Annotated in this window: 13 protein-coding genes and 3 tRNA genes; 7 read left to right on the forward strand and 9 right to left on the reverse strand. The window is 34.0% G+C overall.

Features of this window, described 5'->3' with window-relative positions; all coding sequences use genetic code 11:
• Nucleotides 1-174: 174 nt before the first annotated feature.
• From IC221_RS16990 to IC221_RS17000, 3 genes are all read right to left on the reverse strand, one after another.
• A tRNA-Gly gene (locus IC221_RS16990) sits at nucleotides 175-247 on the reverse strand.
• 7 nt (nucleotides 248-254) lie between these two features.
• Nucleotides 255-338: transfer RNA gene (locus IC221_RS16995), tRNA-Leu, on the reverse strand.
• A 35-nt stretch (nucleotides 339-373) separates the two neighbouring features.
• Nucleotides 374-449: transfer RNA gene (locus tag IC221_RS17000), tRNA-Gly, on the reverse strand.
• 552 nt (nucleotides 450-1,001) lie between these two features.
• Here IC221_RS17000 and IC221_RS17005 point away from each other — a divergent pair.
• Complete coding sequence (locus IC221_RS17005) at nucleotides 1,002-1,367, forward strand: hypothetical protein (RefSeq protein ID WP_044211212.1); 366 nt, start codon at nucleotides 1,002-1,004, stop codon at nucleotides 1,365-1,367.
• Nucleotides 1,368-1,385: 18 nt separating this feature from the next.
• Here the strand turns inward: IC221_RS17005 and IC221_RS17010 are convergent, their stop codons facing one another.
• Together IC221_RS17010 and IC221_RS17015 are read right to left on the reverse strand one after the other, a co-directional pair.
• On the reverse strand, nucleotides 1,386-3,086 hold the full coding sequence (locus tag IC221_RS17010) for a tetratricopeptide repeat protein (RefSeq protein WP_188170121.1): 1,701 nt from the start codon (nucleotides 3,084-3,086) through the stop codon (nucleotides 1,386-1,388).
• Between the two features lie 97 nt (nucleotides 3,087-3,183).
• On the reverse strand, nucleotides 3,184-3,546 hold the full coding sequence (locus tag IC221_RS17015) for a response regulator (protein ID WP_044211207.1): 363 nt from the start codon (nucleotides 3,544-3,546) through the stop codon (nucleotides 3,184-3,186).
• 982 nt (nucleotides 3,547-4,528) lie between these two features.
• On the opposite strand from IC221_RS17015, the gene recQ reads away from it, so the two are divergent.
• Nucleotides 4,529-6,670: a DNA helicase RecQ gene (gene recQ, locus IC221_RS17020; RefSeq protein WP_188170122.1), complete on the forward strand. Its 2,142-nt coding sequence runs from the start codon at nucleotides 4,529-4,531 to the stop codon at nucleotides 6,668-6,670.
• Between the two features lie 42 nt (nucleotides 6,671-6,712).
• Entirely contained in the window at nucleotides 6,713-7,606 is an 894-nt protein-coding gene (era, locus tag IC221_RS17025) for a GTPase Era (RefSeq protein WP_188170123.1), read from the forward strand.
• 75 nt (nucleotides 7,607-7,681) lie between these two features.
• Here era and IC221_RS17030 read toward each other — a convergent pair whose 3' ends face one another.
• The 4 genes from IC221_RS17030 to IC221_RS17045 all read right to left on the reverse strand — a co-directional run bounded on the left by IC221_RS17030 (nucleotide 7,682) and on the right by IC221_RS17045 (nucleotide 11,735).
• Nucleotides 7,682-8,500 carry a hypothetical protein gene (locus tag IC221_RS17030; RefSeq protein ID WP_188170124.1) on the reverse strand — a complete coding sequence of 273 codons (819 nt, stop codon included), beginning with the start codon at nucleotides 8,498-8,500 and terminating at the stop codon, nucleotides 7,682-7,684.
• A gap of 11 nt (nucleotides 8,501-8,511) precedes the next feature.
• Entirely contained in the window at nucleotides 8,512-9,990 is a 1,479-nt protein-coding gene (locus IC221_RS17035; RefSeq protein WP_188170125.1) for a BatD family protein, read from the reverse strand.
• Between the two features lie 454 nt (nucleotides 9,991-10,444).
• Nucleotides 10,445-11,383: a tRNA epoxyqueuosine(34) reductase QueG gene (queG, locus tag IC221_RS17040; protein ID WP_188170126.1), complete on the reverse strand. Its 939-nt coding sequence runs from the start codon at nucleotides 11,381-11,383 to the stop codon at nucleotides 10,445-10,447.
• The gene (locus IC221_RS17045; protein ID WP_188170127.1) at nucleotides 11,376-11,735 is read right to left on the reverse strand and encodes an Hpt domain-containing protein; all 360 of its coding nucleotides are present in this window, start codon (nucleotides 11,733-11,735) and stop codon (nucleotides 11,376-11,378) included. Before IC221_RS17045 ends, queG begins: the two co-directional genes overlap by 8 nt.
• 597 nt (nucleotides 11,736-12,332) lie before the next feature.
• Between IC221_RS17045 and IC221_RS17050 the strand changes: the two genes are divergently transcribed.
• From IC221_RS17050 to IC221_RS17065, 4 genes are all read left to right on the forward strand, one after another.
• Nucleotides 12,333-12,644 (forward strand): DUF4286 family protein, encoded by a 312-nt coding sequence (locus IC221_RS17050; RefSeq protein ID WP_188170128.1) that lies wholly within the window; start codon nucleotides 12,333-12,335, stop codon nucleotides 12,642-12,644.
• Nucleotides 12,645-12,662: 18 nt separating this feature from the next.
• The gene (locus tag IC221_RS17055; protein WP_188170129.1) at nucleotides 12,663-14,696 is read left to right on the forward strand and encodes a thioredoxin family protein; all 2,034 of its coding nucleotides are present in this window, start codon (nucleotides 12,663-12,665) and stop codon (nucleotides 14,694-14,696) included.
• Between the two features lie 165 nt (nucleotides 14,697-14,861).
• Nucleotides 14,862-15,806, forward strand: coding sequence for a polysaccharide biosynthesis/export family protein (locus IC221_RS17060; RefSeq protein ID WP_188170130.1), 945 nt, complete (start codon nucleotides 14,862-14,864; stop codon nucleotides 15,804-15,806).
• A gap of 23 nt (nucleotides 15,807-15,829) precedes the next feature.
• Entirely contained in the window at nucleotides 15,830-18,298 is a 2,469-nt protein-coding gene (locus tag IC221_RS17065) for a polysaccharide biosynthesis tyrosine autokinase (protein ID WP_188170131.1), read from the forward strand.
• Nucleotides 18,299-18,350 lie beyond the last annotated feature (52 nt).

Here is an 18,350-nt window from a genome sequence, read left to right on the forward strand (position 1 = left end):
GGAATCGAACCCACACGAGGTTGCCCTCACAAGATTTTAAGTCTTGCGCGTCTACCAGTTCCGCCATCCCGGCTCATCTATCATTGCTGACAAATGAAAGTATTTTCTTGTTTTTATTGAAAGGAAGTCAAGTCTTCCTTATTTCCTTAGCCATTTAAATAACTTGGCACTCAGAGCGAAAAACGGGGTTCGAACCCGCGACCTCAACCTTGGCAAGGTTGCGCTCTACCAGCTGAGCTATTTTCGCAGCTTAGTACCAGGAGTGGGAATCGAACCCACACGAGGTTGCCCTCACAAGATTTTAAGTCTTGCGCGTCTACCAGTTCCGCCATCCCGGCTCATTTACCATTGCTGACAAATGAAATGTTTTAAATGGAGCGAAAAACGGGGTTCGAACCCGCGACCTCAACCTTGGCAAGGTTGCGCTCTACCAGCTGAGCTATTTTCGCTTATTCATTCATGCTTTTCGTTTAAAGCGATGCAAAGGTAAGGCGAGATTTTATATTTCCAAAAGAAAATAAGAAAAAAGATAAAAATGAATGTAAACGAACTGATTTTCAAGGGTCTTTATTTCAATAAAAAATGAAAGAATTTTATTGACTTCTAAAACAAACAGAAAAACAGCACACCTTTCCACCTCTTATCTTAATGTTTTTTTTAAAATTACGCTTCAATACTTAAGTAGAAAAAAGTAATATTGTACCTCGTAAGAAATGAAGAAAAAGAAAATCAAAAGAGGTTACAGCCTATTTTGATCCGGTTACTTTGCTTCTAAAAATTATAAATTGACGGCACTTCATTAAAAAATATTCTAAATAAACTTTTAATGATCGTTAGTGATTTACTTTTATTAAGTGTTGACTATACATTGAAGTGCTATTCCTCTATATCTTTGCGGTATACCTTAGATTTTCATCGAGATCTTATGGATTTGATGATTATCATTCTAAAATCTAGAATTTTTTAGAAAGAATTCGTTATTTTTAAAATGAACTAATATTATGGCAATATCAACTTATCCTATGGATTTCAGTTTTACAGATACTCTTTTTGAAGGAGACAAAGATGGATATGTAGATTTCTTATCAATCTCTATTGATGAATTTGAATCTGACTTTCCAAAATTAAAATTAGCTTTAGAAGATAAAGACTCTGACCTTTTTAGTGCCGTTAAACACAAGTTTAGTACTAGATTACACACATTTAATCTAGATACTTTAGAGCGTTTTATGGCTGAAGTTGGTGCAAATTATAAGGAAGATGTCAATTCTGTTGACCCTGTAATGGCGTGGGCTGAGTTAGAACGTCACCTTCGTAACATCTTGGACACATTAAATGAGAAGTTATCAGAAATCAAAAACAGCTAGTCATAGCTTCCATTTGATTTAATTGGTATTCTCAGAAGATATAATGACCTGTATCTCTCGTGCGTAAGCAGCGTAACGTTGAGACAGGTCTACTTTTTTTAGATTCTTATAATAATCAGAAAGGTTTTTGTTGGCTTGAAAACTTACCTCGTTCGGTTTACGGAAGAGATGTGAAGCCAATCGGATAGGTTTACTGTAATAATTTTCAACAGCTTTCTCTTGTTCTCCCTGAGCATAAATGATATTTCCTATCAATAAATAACAACCTATAGTCTTGATATAATCACGCCCATAGTTTTCTTTGTAGTAGCTCAAAAGAAGCTCACTGTAGTAATAAGCCTCTGTAAATTTCTTCTGTTCAAATTTGATCATCGAGAGATTATTGTAAGCAATCGCTTTCCATCTGCTCTCACGGTTTTCTTCCAATTTTTCCACATTGTGATATAATTTCACGGCCTCAACAGTGTCTCCTTTCATTAGTAAAAGGCCTGCCATATCAATATTTTGAATAGCCAATTGTGTGCTGTCTTTTTCTGATCCTATTTCCCATTCAATAGCATAGGCTTTATTGGTATATGTCTCTGCCTGTTGGAAATCATTTAAACGTACATAGCATTTTGAGATTAAATGCATTACCTCCGCTGCTTTTAAATTATTCTCACCAAATCTTTCTTGATTTAATGACAGTATTTTTTGATAGATTTTTAAGGCAATAACATCTTCTTTTACTCTCTCAAACTTGCCTGCAATTTGTAAATACCATTTGGTCAGCTCAGTAAAGTCATTGAAATCTTGATTGGCAATTAATGCATCAGCGTAAAGCTTTTGATACCATTGATGAGACAAACCGTATTCTCTCTTATAAAAAAATGTGTCTGCAATCTTCCTTTCATATGTTTGCCTTCTTTCTACTGTTCCAATGTTACCTACCAATATTTTCACCACCTTATTAGCGGCTTCATTCGCATCTTGGTGATCTCCTCTCTGTAAATAAACTTCAGCTAAAGATTCATACTGATTAGCCAATTCGATCGAATTCTTTCCAAATACCTTATTAGCAATCAGGATGGACTGATTTAAGTTCTTGATTGCAATTTTATATGCTCCAGTTCTAGTTTGTGCTTTGGCAATCCGATTCAGAATTTCCACCATATCTGCTCGGTATTGTGTATCCATTTTTGAAATCAGATTTGATGCTTTGGTATAATAAGAACTTGCTGTACCAAAGTTTTCAATTTCATAATGAAAATTACCTAAGGTCATATACACATTGACTAATGGAAAATAATGCTCTCGACCTTCCGCTTTTTCATAAGCTTCCATGGCCTGTTCATAATAATTAATGGCGATGTTAGAAAGTTGGTGATGCCTAAAAATCTGAGCTAGATAAATATACATATCACCAATAAATGCATAATTGGGAGTAGGGTTAGAACGGAGAATCGCCAATGCTCTCTGTATATATTGAGAGGCTATATTTGAATAGCCGTTGTCTGCAAACTTTTCGGCTATACGCTTATGAATTAAAATAATACGAAGGTCTGTATTACTATATGTTTCTTTAGCCAATACTAAAACACTATCAGCTAATGCATTTGCATCTAAATGGTAATTGTTTTGTAGTAAAGAATCTAATTCCGCCTGAATTTCAGAGACTTCGTGCTCTTTTATCTTTAAAGTATCTTTTTCTAGGGATTGTCCGAAGGAAAAAAAAGGCAATAATAGGCATATACAAAATCCAACAAATTTCAACCACCTTCTATGTATACTACAAATTATCACCTCTCAATTTTTTTTGTCTATGGTATAGACACAATTATTTTATCTCCTCCAACTTTACTGGAGTTAATGGCTTGATTATAATTCCAGCCACTTGATCATATTGTGCCGCTTTTTTTCTGTCTTCAGATGTTACTTCAGCAGAAAGCATATATACTTTATCATTATCTATATTTTTTGCTTTCAACTGATCCAAAAAGTCCCACCCTGTACTTGGTGGCATATTGATATCTAAAAATACCACTTCTGGCTGTACTTCTTCCCAAGCGTCTACTGCATCTTGTACGTTGAGGTAAGTTGTTACGTTTTCACCAAAGCCTGTTTTTTCTATCATTTTACGACAAATCAAGTTGTTTGTCGGATCATCGTCAATAACAAAAATATTCTTGTAATTACTCATAGGTAGAATATGAAAATATAATTATTCTTACATGTTAGCACTTACCTCTACAGGTCTGTACCAAATTGCTGTTAAGTTTGAATTTAGAACAAAATCACAAAGTAGTAAAGGATTAAGCTAGGTTTCTAATATAGAGGTTATTCGTATTAAAAATTGATTTTTCTTTATCATTTGTCAGACTTTATTCAAATCAGATATTATGAACAGTATTTAAATACAATATTCATTGATAATATTATAAATACTAAGACAAATATAAACAGGGTTTTGATTTTTCCTTTTTTACTCCTTCTACTTTAGAATTTGTCACTCATTGTTCTCCTCGAAAAGCAATATTCAAAGGGAGGGAAACCTCAATCTAAAATGCCAAGTTTAACTCAGTTCTAGTACTTAAGCTGTACAAAGATATATTTCTTTTAGGAATTCCGAGTTAAAATAGGGCACATAAAAAAAGGTGAGCATTACTCACCTTCTTTCTAACCAATTCAATTATTTAAACTTCCATCGAAATATATTCATTAAAGAATGATACTAAATTCACTCTTTAACTAAGTCAAACAGGAAATTGCGATTTTTGCAATCATTTCCTTATTTGGTTGACTTCTTGAATGTAAATATATCATAATATTGACTATTTCGCAAATAATCAACGTATTATTTTAAACTTTTCGAATAAAAATACTGTTTTGTATCTAATTTATAATCAAAACACTATGCACTCGCGGCATTAAACTATAGATTTAGTAGAGTAATTGTATTTTATACACTGCAACCGGTTTCGACAATTCTATTGCGGATTTAATATTTATACTAATAAAATAAAGTAGATTTTTGAAAAATTTTCATTGAGATGTATTAACAGTGTCACATTTTATAACCTTAAATAATGGTGATAAACTCTGATTATTAATGGTTGACATTTTTTGTATAGCTTTCAACTTCATAGTAACTTGCGGAAATATTTTGACAAAAAAACTTTTCAATGGATATCTCAACTGCTCAACATGCCCTTAAGCAATATTTTGGGTATGACCGATTCAGACCAATGCAAGAGGACATTATCCAAAATGTACTTGCAAAACAAGATACAGTTGTCTTAATGCCTACTGGAGGTGGAAAGTCAATCTGTTATCAAATTCCAGGAATTATTTCTCAAGGAGTAGCCATTGTTATTTCTCCATTAATTGCACTGATGAAAGATCAGGTGGAAAACCTAAAAGCAAACGGTGTTCCTGCTGCATTTTTGAATAGTACGCAATCCTATACAGAAATGAGAGAAGTAGAAGAAGATCTTATCAACGAAAGATTGAAACTACTTTATATCTCTCCTGAAAAATTACTAACACCACAGTTTCTAGATTTTCTTTCTAGGGTTTATATCAGCTTTATTGCCATTGATGAAGCACACTGTATTTCTCAATGGGGACATGATTTCAGACAGGAATACACCAAACTTATTTCTTTAAGGCAGCGTTATCCTGATGTATCATTTATTGCCCTAACCGCTACAGCAGATAAAGCGACAAGAAATGATATTGCCACTCAATTAGGCATGGTCAACCCAAAGATGTTTATTTCCTCTTTTGACCGACCCAACTTAAGCCTGAGAGTTGAAGCTGGACAAAAAAGAATAGAAAAGATCTTACACTTCCTTGCTGAAAGACCCAATCAGTCAGGAATTATCTATTGCTTATCAAGAAAAAATACAGAAAGCCTTGCAACCAAGTTACGTAAGGCCGGACATAACGCATTATATTATCATGCAGGTATGCCTGCTGAAGAAAGAGCGAGGGTACAGGAAGGTTTTATCAAAGACGATATTCCTATTATCTGTGCTACAATTGCTTTCGGTATGGGTATCGACAAACCCAATGTTAGGTGGGTCATACACTACAACCTTCCTAAAAATATGGAAGGGTATTACCAAGAAATAGGTAGGGCAGGAAGAGATGGACTTCCTTCTGATACTTTACTGTTCTATACATTTGCAGACGTAATGCAGCTTAGAGATATGGTAGGGGAAAGTGGGCAATCACAACTTCAACTTTCCAAACTCGAAAGAATGCAGCAATACTCTGAAACAAGAACTTGCCGTAGACGTATTCTATTAAGCTACTTTGGTGAAAGTCTTGAAAAAGATTGTGGAAACTGTGATGTATGTAGAAATCCTCCTGAGTTGTTTGATGGGACTGTAATTGCTCAGAAGGCGATGTCGGCAGTCATTAGAGCGCAAAGAGAAATGAATAAGTCTCTTTCAGCGGGTATGTTGATTGATATCCTGAGAGGTTCTAGACGTATTGATTTAGTTCGTCAGGGCTTTGATCAAATCAAAACTTATGGTGCTGGTAACGACATCTCTTATGATCATTGGCAGTTGTATTTACAGCAAATGCTTAATCTTGGTTTGATTGAAATTGCTTATGACCATCACAACACTTTTAGAGTCACTAAAGCAGGTGAGAATGTGTTAATGGGTAAATTTCCTGTTAACTTTGCAAAGTTATCACAATTCAAGGAAACGCCTTCTACCAAAGCTCCAACGAAGAAAGTAACTGCAAAAGAACAATTACGTCAAGATCTGTTTGAAACGCTTAGGGTACTTCGTAAGAAATTGGCTGACAAGGAAAGTATTCCTCCTTATGTCGTATTTAATGATGCCACTCTTAAGGATATGTCTGAAAAAATGCCAATCTCTGTCCATGACATGATTAAAGTATCTGGTGTTGGTGAAACCAAGCTTAGAAAATACGGCAATGAGTTTATTGGAGCAATTGTTCTTTTTGTCATTGCTAAAGCAAAAGAAGGGTACAAAATAAAAGGTAGTTCTCCGCTGTTAACGTACGAATTATATCAGAAAGATTTGACAATTCATGAAATTGCTCAACAAAGGCAACTAAGAGATGAGAGTATCTTAAACCACTTGGCCACACTCTATGAAATGGGATATAATATTGATATTTTCCAATTCATAAATGGAGAACAACTTGAAGCAGTGGCTGAAGCAATCAGAAATGTAGGTGCGAATCAAGGAGTAAAGGCAATTTTTGATTATTTTAAAGGAGAACTTCCATACAGCTGTATCTATTTTGGTATGGCACATTTTAATAGAACCGTTGGGGCCTAAATTTGGCTCCTCAAAACATATATAATAAAGTAGAACATTATCATGAGTGAAGAGAAAAAGCACAAAGCGGGATTTGTGAGTATTGTTGGAAAACCGAATGTTGGTAAATCCACATTGATGAATGAGTTGGTGGGAGAGAGGCTTTCCATTATTACAAGCAAGGCTCAGACAACTCGTCACCGTATTATGGGTATCATGAGCTCTGAAGATTATCAAATTGTCTATTCAGACACTCCAGGTATCATCAACCCTAAATATGAATTACATGAGTCTATGATGGACTTTGTGGATAACTCACTCAATGATGCAGATGTTGTTTTATTTGTTACAGACATTTTTGAAACTTTTAAAGAGAAAGACGCTCTAATAAAGCTTGAAAAAACCAAGGCTCCGATTATTGTCATTATCAACAAAATTGATCAGGCTAAGCAAGATGATGTATTGAAAAAGGTCACATATTGGCAAGAGAAATTGAACCCAAAAGTGATTATGCCTGTTTCTGCTTTACATGGTTTTAACGTCCCTGCCATTTTAGATGAAATTTTAAATTTACTTCCTGAACATGAAGCTTTTTATGATAAAGAAGAATTAACGGATAAGCCAATGCGTTTCTTTGTTTCTGAAATTATCAGAGAGAAGATCTTTATGCACTACAAGGAAGAAGTTCCTTACTCTTGTGAGGTAATTGTAGACACCTTTAAAGAAACAGATGATATGGTCAAGATCAAGGCCACTATTATGATCGAAAGAGAAAGTCAGAAAGGTATTATTATCGGTAAAGGTGGTATCAAACTAAAACACGTTGGTGCTGACTCAAGAAAAGAATTAGAGAAATTTATCCAGAAAAAAGTCTTCCTTGAAACGCATGTAAAAGTTGATGCAGACTGGAGAAAAAATGATAAGAGCTTAAAAATGTTTGGGTATAAAAACGATTAAGTTTCTTCCAATAAAAAAGACCTCTTACAGATCAAAAATTGTAAGAGGTCTTTTTATATATATTCCCGCTAAATTTTAATTCTCTACTCTGATAAAAATATTAGCGTCTGTTTCATTTCTCCTTTCATCTTCAGCTTTCATTCTCAACTCATAACTACCTGTATCAAGAAAAACGAATGATTCAGCATAAACTAATGAATCTTCTCCAGAGATAGGTTGCCTCACAGGGAACTTCAGTAATAACGAATCTCTGACTCCGCCATTTTCAATATCATCAGGATCATAGATCAGTAATATCATTTCCATACTTAGTGCATTCATATTTTTATCTAAATCTGCTAAGATGAAATTGATTGGAAAATTTACTTCTTTTTGTCCTGCAACAGTATCTTTTTCAATATCCGTAAATTTGAAAAAAGGAGTATAATTTCTGAATTCCATCGGGATGGTAGCTCTCTCTGCTTCGTTCAAAGCCAAGTCCTTTGCATCCAAATGTACATTGTAATCTCCGGTCGCAGCTACTGCCGAATTATCCGAATCAGGGCCTGATGCTACTTTAATTGTTCTGAAAATTTCTGTCTGAGCACCTGCTACAGGGAAAGTATCAAAATCATTTAAATAATTCGGTATTCTGAGTCCAGGAGAATCATCTCCACCCAAATATTCAAAAGAAACTGTATAAGATAGCATTCCGTTTTCATCTCTAAAAAAGGCACGCATCTCTAAATCAGTGCTTAAAGTATCAACATCTACTTCACCGCTTTTCCCATCATTCCCATTAATATAAAAATACTCAATAACAGGTGGTTCAGTATCCACGTACCTTTCACAAGAGGTGAAAAAACATAATGCCGTTATTATTTTAAGTATATATAGAGAGAAATTTCCCTTCATAGTTTCTTTCGTTAGAACTTCTTAAAGAGTAACACTGCTGTTACAACCAATGTGATTACCACAAAGATGTTCAAAATAATCTGAATCATCGGTGTATTATCCATAGATAATAAGGTGTTATCAGCGTTTTTCATCGCATCATAAAATGATCCAAGGTCCGTTTTTGAAATTTTAGCGTCTCTAAGGCTTTTACCTTTTACTACTACAGTTCCTTCAGGGTATAGTGTTTCGTATTTCTTTGTTCTCGTATTGAAAATAGTCAAACTGATAAAATCCTTCAGATCATACTCACCAGGTTCTTGAGGCTCTATGTAATATACAAACTCTTTTGAACCCACTACTTTTCCATTTGCTCTTTTGATATTCTGAGAAACACTTGGTGGATAGAAAAGTAAATCTTCTGATTCTACTAAATCAGGTTCTCGAATAGACGATATATTACCAACACCTTCTACCTTAAACTCCAACGTTACACTTTCTCCTGTTTGGATCTCCGTATCGCTTAGCTTTTGTCTTAAACGATAATTACCCACACTTGCAATACTTTTGTATTGACTATTAGGAAGTGGTTTTACTTTTATGGTCTTGCCTCTAGATTTAAAAACTTCTACTGTTTCCTTACTATTTCTACCAAAGAAGGATTGTCTTTGTGCCACCTGATATTTTATCATCTGCAATTCTGTAGGCTCAATCACAATATCTTCCGTGTTCAACGGGTAGAACATGGCTTCATAAATTTTGTATTGACGGTAAGACTTCCCATTGACAGTGACATATTCTGAGTGAACAGATTCTATGTTAAAGTTTTCTTCCCAACAGTTTTTAGGTTTTACTTTCTTCAATATTTCAGTCACCTGCTCATCCAACTTATAAAAGTCCATTTCGGCTCTGTTGGTCACAGAAACATAAAATGAGATATCCATTTTAAAACCCTCACCTCTATAGACGCTATTCTTGTCTGTGCTTACGGAGAAGAATGCGTCAGCTTCCACATCTATAAATTGTTGGTTTTGTTGATTTCTTGAAGATGATCCACCACCCCAGAAATCAGCAAAAGGATCATAGACCTGTCTTTGTACAGGAGGACCTACTTTGATGGTAGCTCCATTACTGTTTACTGACTTTCCATTCACTGACATAGAAAATGGAGCCAATTTAAATGTCCCTTGTTTAGTTGGCGCATACATCTGTACTACACTCTGTTGGGTAGATACTTGCCCGTTTATAATTGAGGTCTGACTTGAGTTGGAAGGTCTCCCTTTTCTAAACCCTTCAATGTCTGGAAATTCAGAATATTTAGTCAGACGACCATTTTTAACAGTTAAAGTAATTTCAAAATTTTCATTCTGACCAATTTCTGTTCTACCAATAGCGATACTTACAGTTTGAGCATATGCAGAGAATGACAACAGCATTGAGCAAATAACAAGAAGTCCAAATTGTTGGATTGAACTCTTCAAAATAAGAAATTTCAATAGTGATCTTTTCATACCGTAAATATCTACAATTCGAAGGAAGAAAAGTTGTGAAAAAAGTTTAAAAAAATGAATTATATCTACTAAAAATGTAACATATACACTATATTAGCGTTACACTTATCAGCAGATGTCAAAATAATTGTTCAACCAAATTTTTAATTTTCAAGACAACCAAGTAAAACCATACCCATCATGCTTGAATATACTAAGGTAATTCTCAAAAAAGTGTCATTTGACAGACATTTATTTTTAAAAGAGTTACGCAAATCTTTAGGAATCCTTTCGATCAATGAAGTACTATCTTTGAGATCTTGGGGTAAATCAAATTTTCCAAAGTTTGCCTTCACAATCCAAAACGAGTGCAACAAACACATTAATTCTTATGCACTAGTTGGCTAAAATAAAACATACTCACTCACATTAGAAAGAAGAAATTAATACAGTGGTCACCTAAACCAGAAGGTGATCACTTTTTTTGTGCAAATGAAATATTTCGTTTTAAACCTTCCAGCTTTGTTCTCTTTACTGCTGAATTTCTGAAGATTTCTTTAAAAACTTCTTCCGTAATCTCTTTCCAATCATTTTTAGACATTTCACCCAATTGATCATGAGGTGAAAATTCATCTGTACTATGAGGTTTTGAAAATCGATTCCAAGGGCACACATCCTGGCAAATGTCACAACCAAAGATCCAGTCTTCCATTTTCCCCTGAAATTCCGTTGGGATTTGTTCTTTTAGTTCAATCGTCAAATAGGAAATACATTTACTTCCATCAACAATACCTTTTTCTAGAATAGCATCTGTTGGACAAGCATCAATACATCTTGTACATGTTCCGCAGTAGTCTTTGATAGGAGCATCTTCTTGTAATTCTAAATCAATAATCAATTCAGCTAAAAAGAAGAAACTACCCATTTTTCTATTCAAAAGTAAGCTATGTTTGCCCACCCAGCCTAAGCCTGCTTTTTTGGCCCAAGCTCTTTCCATGACAGGAGCTGAATCTACGAAAACTCTACCCTCTACTTCACCAATTTCAGCATTGATAAATTTCACAAGATCTTTGAGTTTTCTTTTTATCACATAATGGTAATCTTCTCCATAAGCGTACTTTGCCACTTTGAAATTTCCTTCTTGTGCTAAATCTTTTTCAGGGAAATAATTATAAGAAAGCATCACCACAGACTTTGCCCCCTCTACTAGCTTGGTAGGGTCTAATCTTTTATCAAAGTGATTGGCCATATATCCCATTTCTCCATGCATTCCTGCTTTAAGCCATTTTTCTAAAGGATCTGCTTCCTCTTCTAAAAAACCTGCTTTAGCAATTCCACACTCTGAGAAACCAAGGCGTTGAGCCTCTTCTTTTATTAATTTAGAATATTTTTCTTTCTGATTTACCTTATCCACAATGATTATTCAATGCATCTATGGACACTTTTCCACAATGCTCTATCTCATCAATAAAAGCATTATCAATGCGTGCCATACCTTCCGCTTCTTTTGTTATAAACTGAAGTCTAGTCGCACCTATCGTTCCTGCAATACCTTTTAAAGTGTGTAACGACTGAAGAAGCAAGGCTTGATTATTATCGATAATTCCTCCTCTCGCTTCTGAAATCAAATCATAAAAATCTCTTTGAAAACTTTTTATGATTGACAACTGCTGATACTCTTCATGTGCAAAGGTCTTAATTTCTTCCCAAACCTTCATCTTTAATAAAGGAATAGTAGGATATGTTGTAATAAAATTAGGTTTCATAGTCACTATTTTTTACGATATGACTAATACTCCGTTTTAGTTCCCATGTAAGATCTTTTTTTATTTCAATATTTTGATTAAAATTTTCTTCAAAATGAAAAAGTGAAATAATACAACCCAAAAACAAAGTATTCTTTACATCATCAATCCTAAATTGAATTAAAAAGTTCCAATACTCCATTCAGTTACACACAAACATGACAAGTTTAAGCATTATACCTAGCTAGATCATACGTACGAAAAACCTACAAAAGTTATAAACATATTTAATTACGTACTTCATTAGAGCATATACATTGTATTACAACACAAGTCACATCAATGGATTACACTATTTCTTAGAATAAGTCAATAAAAATAAACAACGTATTCATTTACGTTGTAAATAAAAGGAAATTTGTACAAGTAGCAAGGAAGTATTAACTATCAATTTTCACTCAATTGATTTGATATTTGTAGTCAATAAATTTCATTATTCATATAAATTAGGTGGTTTAGGAAATTTAATGATGATCCTGATTGTAATTAAATTGAAAAAGAATTTTAAAAAATAGTACATTATTACGATACTCTTTATTTTGCAAAAAATTACATACCATGATCATATATAATATCTCTTTTCATGTAGACGATGAAGTGCTGTCTACGTGGAAAGAATGGATGAAAACTTATTTCATTCCAGAAGTAACAAATACCAAGTGCTTTAAAAGTCATAAACTGATGAAATTATTGTCTGAAAAAGCAGAAGCTACAGGAAGTAACTTTGCATTAATGCTTGATGTAGAAAGCTTATCTGATGCAGATCGCTTTATGAGACAGTACGAACAAAGTTTGCATATCCAGCTCAAACAGAAGTTCGGTGAAAAAGTAAGTCAGTTCCGCTCTGTATTAAGAGAAGAAACGATCTAAAACGATTTTTATAACAACATGAACACATTTTTTCGATCAATTTATCTAATAGGATTATTCCTTATAGGAATAATATCTACTACAAACGCCCAATTGATTAACCCTGTCAAATGGAGTGCTGAACTTTCAAACAATTCGCCAAAAAAGGGAGAAGTTATTACTATCACTTATAAAGCGGAAATTAAAGAAGGTTGGTATCTCTATTCTTCAGATTTTGATCCTGACCTAGGACCAATGCTTACTGAAGTAGAATACACTTTAAACAATACATTTGAAGTTGCTGGAGAATTTACTCCTGTCAACCCAAAGAAAAAATATGATGAACTTTGGGAAGGTGATATCACTTATTTTAAAAAGCATGGTGAATTCACTCAAACACTAAAAGTTCTTGAAATTCCTTTTAAGATTGAAACAAATATTTCTGGCCAAAGCTGTTCTGATGAAACTGGGCAATGTATTCCATTGGCCAAGAGTTTTGTTTTCGGTGATGCTAAAATTGAAAAAGCCGAAGAAGCTGTTGATACAGAAGTAAAGAAGGAAGTAAAAGTAGAGCAAGTTGAAAAAGGAGAAATCAAAGCTGTTTCTTCTAGTGGACAAGACACTGAGGAAAGCTTATTTGGTTTTATGCTTTCAGCGTTCATATTTGGTCTTACAGCTATTTTTACTCCTTGTGTATTCCCAATGATTCCATTGACGGTTTCATTTTTCACTAATCAAAGTGGAGGAAAGTCAAAGGCATTCTTATATGGTTTCTCAATTATTGCTATTTATGGCTTCTTTGGAGCTGTTTTAGCACCTCTCGCAGGAGACCCAAGTGTAGCTAATGCTATTTCAACACACTGGTTACCAAATATCCTTTTCTTTACAATTTTCATCGTTTTTGCGATGTCGTTCTTCGGTATGTTCGAAATCACAATGCCGAGTTCATTAGTAAATAAAATGGATAAACAATCGGACAAGGGTGGTTTAGGTGCCGTATTCTTCATGGCATTTACATTAGTACTTGTTTCTTTTTCATGTACAGGTCCAATTGTAGGAACAATCTTGATTGAATCAGTAGGTGGAGCATACGTAAAACCTATCTTTGGTATGATTGCTTTTGCTTCAGCTTTTGCATTACCATTCACAATATTTGCCCTGTTCCCTGGTTTAATGAAAGGTCTTCCTAAGTCGGGAGGTTGGTTAAACTCAGTAAAAGTGGTACTAGGTTTTGTAGAATTAGCTTTAGCTTTCAAATTCTTGTCAACAGTAGATTTAGTATATCACTGGGGTGTTTTAGATAAAGATATCATGGTAGCGATTTGGATTGCTATTTCAATGATGTTAGGGCTTTATTTATTAGGTAAAATCCGTTTACCACATGATTCTCCAATGGACGTTATCAGCCCTCCAAGATTAATTTTAGCGACAATTGTATTCTCATTTGTGATTTATTTAATCCCTGGATTATTTGGTGCCCCATTGAAAATGCTTTCGGGTATTTTACCTCCACAAACACATCATACTTTTGATTTAAAATCGATTATCCGTGATGAAGTTGCTAACGCATCTATTGATGCTTCTTCAGAAAAACAGGATATGCTTTATCCAATCAAATACGGAGACATCTTCCATTTACCTCACGGTTTAAAAGGATATTTTGATTATGATCAAGCGGTAGAAGCTTCTAAGAAATTTGGCAAGCCTATTTTCCTTGACTTTACTGGACATGGATGTGCTAACTGTCGTAAAATGGAAGACAATGTTTGGTCGGACCCTAGAGTATTGAAGCGTTTAAAAGAAGATTATATTATTCTTGCTCTATATGTAGATGATCCTACTAAATTACCAAAAGATGAATGGGTAACATCAACATTTGACGGTAATGTAAAAAAGACAATAGGAGCAAAAAACTTTGACTTCCAAATCACAAAGTTCAACAGTAATGCACAACCTTATTATTGCCTGTTAAATGACAATGGTGATTTAATGCCTCCTGCAAAAGCTTATGACTTAAATGTTGAAAACTTTATCAACTTCTTAGATGAAGGTGTAAAGTCATTTAAGAAATAAAACAATTAATAGATAGAATTTGGCTTACTCTTTGAAATTTATTCTGAGAGTAGGCCTTTTTTATTATTTTTGGTTTTAATTTAATTCTACAAGGCAATAGTGTCTATTTTTTCTAAGCTTATTCGATTTATTATTTCGCTAAATAAGCTATTGATGTAACTAAACATGAAACATTTCAAAAAGGTTATACAGCTATCTGATTTTACATCCTTAATCACACTACTTCTGTTAATCAGCTTATCTTCTTGTTCTATCAAGAAGAGTATTTTGTTTAAAACAGATACAAGTATCAATGAGGAAGTTTTTCTGGATGCACAACAATCTGCCCTTCATAATTACGTCATCAATGTTGATGATAAAATAGCAATGTCTGTTTTTACAAATAATGGAGAAGCAATAGTTGATCCTAATGGAGATTATCTTCAGCCTGATCAGATATCAAAAAAAAATGATTCAGGAGGAAACCTTGGCGGTGGCAATAATGGCAACATGTTGGAAAACCCCAACAGTGTTTTTAACATGAATATTAGACAAAATGGTGATGAACCAAAAAATTACTTGGTTCAGTCTGATAGCCTTGTAGTACTTCCTTTAATTGGTCCTGTTAATTTAGTAGGGTTAACACTTGATGAAGCTAACAAAGTGTTAGCAAAAAAATATAGTGAATTCTACTTAGATCCCTATGTGGTAACAAACTATATTAATAAGAAAGTAATAGTAATGGGAGCCACTGGAGCTAATATTATTCCATTACGTTCTGAACATATGACATTATTGGATGTAATTTCACAAGCTACTCTAAGTGGGCAAAATAACAGTAACGGTAATGGCATTCCTGTACAGAATGACATCATGGCTACCAATATTAGAATGATACGTCCAGATCCTGTTTATGGCTTAAATAAACCAGCGGTTCAGCTTATTGATTTAAGTACAATACAAGGCATGGCAAAAGCAAATTTACATGTAATGCCTAATGATGTAATTTATATTGAACCTAGAAGAAAGTCTGATACAAGAAACTTACAAGATGTCACACTAATGGTTAGTGTTATATCAAGTGTAGTTTCTCTATACTTATTGATTCAGCAAATATCTACGGGTAATTAATCATAAAATTTAAAAGTCTTTCAATGACTGATTTTGATAAAGAATTTGACGATTTCGATAGAGAAGAAGGAAGCGTAACTGATAGTATTGATCTTGACAAACTAGAATATGTTGTCAAGAAAAATATTATTTGGGTACTTTTGCTTATTTCTCTCACTTCAATATGTGCTTATTTATATATTCGCTGGTCTCCACGTATATATCAAGCAACAACAATAAACCAAGTTAAGCTTACATCATCCTCACAAGAATTTGCAGAAAAATTTGGCCTAGCAAGCAACTCTCTGAATGATAATAAATTAGCGAGTGAGATGGCATTAATTACATCAGGTGTCACTTATAATAGAGTTCTTGATTCGTTAATTGATTTGAAATTGAGTTATTATTCTGTAGGAGAAATTAGAGACTCTGAACTATTTGGTAGAAATGTACCTTTTTCTGTATCATTCCCTACAAATAAAACTCCGTCATTAGTCAATAAAGTAATTTATCTCAATTTCTCAGAAGACAATAAGCGATATAAACTAACCTATAACAAAGGAAAAAATACTGTTGAAGGGTTTACCGGAAAACCTTTATTCTTAGAGGGGGCAAGTATTGTCATTGATGCAAATTCAAAATCAACATTAAATAACAATTACTCCTTCATTATCAACTCAAGATCTTCACAAGTAGGTTTCTTAAGACGAAATATCAGCGTTCAGGTATTTAACCCTAAAGCGAACACTATACAAATTTCCTTTACTGCTGGCAATAGAGAAAAAGCAATTGCAGTACTACACGCAATCAACTTAGCCTACAGTCAGCTCTCAAGGGAAAGTAAAGCCTTAGTGTATGAAAGAGCACTTGATTATCTATATAAACAAGCAGATCTCACCAAAGATTCTCTCTCACTACAAGAGCGAAAGTTAAGACAGATTAGTTACAATAAAGACCTTACCTCATACATGGATGCAGGTCCTATTGTAAGTAACATTCAAGAACTTGAAAAATCTCTCAATGAACTCAGAGGAGAACGAAAGAAATATCAAAAGTTGAGACATTTTTTGGAAGCCGATAGTAGTATAGTCTACATACAAGCTTATGCAACAATTCTAACTGATGGAAATATTGCTGCCAATTTAAGTGAGTTAGCTCAACTAGAAGCACAAGCTAATAGGATCAAAAACTCATATACTGAGAAAACAATTGCAAGTAATGCTAAACTTGAGTTGTACAAGAAATTACGTTTTGAAGTCGCTGAATCCATTAAGTTTGCAGAAGAATTCTTAACCGAAAACATTGTAGAGCTTCAAGGGGAGATTGGTAAATTAAAACATGTCTTTTATCAAAATATTGGTGGCGACCCTGACTTCAAAAAAATTGAAAAAAGAGTAGAAATTTATACGAATATTTTTGATCTCTTGACCAATAAAATGATTGAGGTTAGTATGGCTCAAGCTAGTACGATTGAAAGTTCTGCGGTCATCAACTCTCCTAGTGCTAGTCAAGTTCCGATTGCACCAAGAATAATGTTTATTTATGGTGTAGGTGTTGCTGTTGGTGTTTTCTTATCCGTTATCCTGATCTTAATTGTTTATATAAGAATGGATAAAATCAGTGGATTAAAACACCTAGAAAGGAGAACAAATATGCCAATTCTTGGCCTAATCCCTGAATACACCAAAGAAACAATGGCTGTATCCAAGTTGGTCGTATCAAATGATCCAAAATCCACAATGAGTGAGGCATTTAGATCTGTTCGTACCAATTTGAACTTCATGATCAATGATGTTGATAAAGACAGCAAACACAAGATTATCTCCGTTACTTCAACGATAAGTGGTGAAGGAAAAACTTTTATCGGTTCCAACCTTGCGGGTATCATAGGCATGGCTGAACAGAAAGTTGTCATGGTTGACCTAGACCTTCGAAAACCGAAAGTGCACCTTGCTTTTGGAGGTAACAATATCAAAGGTTCTTCTTCAATTTTAATTGGACAAACTACCATAGAAGATTGTTTGCAAGACACTAATGTTCATAACTTAAAATATATCAGTGCAGGTCCTATACCACCCAACCCATCAGAGTTGGTAATGTCCAAAAACTTTTCAACGTTTTTAGAGAACTTAAAGAAGGAGTTTGATGTTATCGTTCTGGATTCACCTCCAATTGGGCTTGTAACAGATGGAATGATTATCATGCAACATGTTACTCACCCTATTTATATTCTAAGAGCTGATTACTCTAAGGTATCCTTTATCAATAATGCTGATAACCTTTATAAATCAGGGAAGTTTAAGAACATCTCACTTATCCTTAACTCTGTTCCAGATAGAAGAAGTTATGGTGGTTACGGCTACGGATACGGCACGATGTCTTACAGTGCTGGAGGTTTTGGTTATGGGTATACCTACGGCTATGAATCTGATTTAAACCCTGAAGATGCTGCGTACTTTGATGCTAAATCAAGACCATTTTGGAAGAAAATTTTTAAGAAAAAGAAAAAATAATCCACAAAAAACGTAGTTCTATATATAGGTTAGTAATTATTCAATTGTTTTA

The organism is Flammeovirga sp. EKP202, from assembly GCF_014534745.1.
Taxonomy (GTDB): domain Bacteria; phylum Bacteroidota; class Bacteroidia; order Cytophagales; family Flammeovirgaceae; genus Flammeovirga.

What these genes read in the sequence shown, in the direction of transcription:
- IC221_RS17005 (WP_044211212.1), top strand. Translation starts at nt 1,002, where the DNA reads ATGGCAATATCAACTTATCCTATGGATTTCAGTTTTACAGATACTCTT.
- IC221_RS17015 (WP_044211207.1), bottom strand. Translation starts at nt 3,546, where the DNA reads ATGAGTAATTACAAGAATATTTTTGTTATTGACGATGATCCGACAAAC.
- recQ (WP_188170122.1), top strand. Translation starts at nt 4,529, where the DNA reads ATGGATATCTCAACTGCTCAACATGCCCTTAAGCAATATTTTGGGTAT.
- era (WP_188170123.1), top strand. Translation starts at nt 6,713, where the DNA reads ATGAGTGAAGAGAAAAAGCACAAAGCGGGATTTGTGAGTATTGTTGGA.
- IC221_RS17030 (WP_188170124.1), bottom strand. Translation starts at nt 8,500, where the DNA reads ATGAAGGGAAATTTCTCTCTATATATACTTAAAATAATAACGGCATTA.
- IC221_RS17035 (WP_188170125.1), bottom strand. Translation starts at nt 9,990, where the DNA reads ATGAAAAGATCACTATTGAAATTTCTTATTTTGAAGAGTTCAATCCAA.
- IC221_RS17045 (WP_188170127.1), bottom strand. Translation starts at nt 11,735, where the DNA reads ATGAAACCTAATTTTATTACAACATATCCTACTATTCCTTTATTAAAG.
- IC221_RS17050 (WP_188170128.1), top strand. Translation starts at nt 12,333, where the DNA reads ATGATCATATATAATATCTCTTTTCATGTAGACGATGAAGTGCTGTCT.
- IC221_RS17055 (WP_188170129.1), top strand. Translation starts at nt 12,663, where the DNA reads ATGAACACATTTTTTCGATCAATTTATCTAATAGGATTATTCCTTATA.
- IC221_RS17060 (WP_188170130.1), top strand. Translation starts at nt 14,862, where the DNA reads ATGAAACATTTCAAAAAGGTTATACAGCTATCTGATTTTACATCCTTA.
- IC221_RS17065 (WP_188170131.1), top strand. Translation starts at nt 15,830, where the DNA reads ATGACTGATTTTGATAAAGAATTTGACGATTTCGATAGAGAAGAAGGA.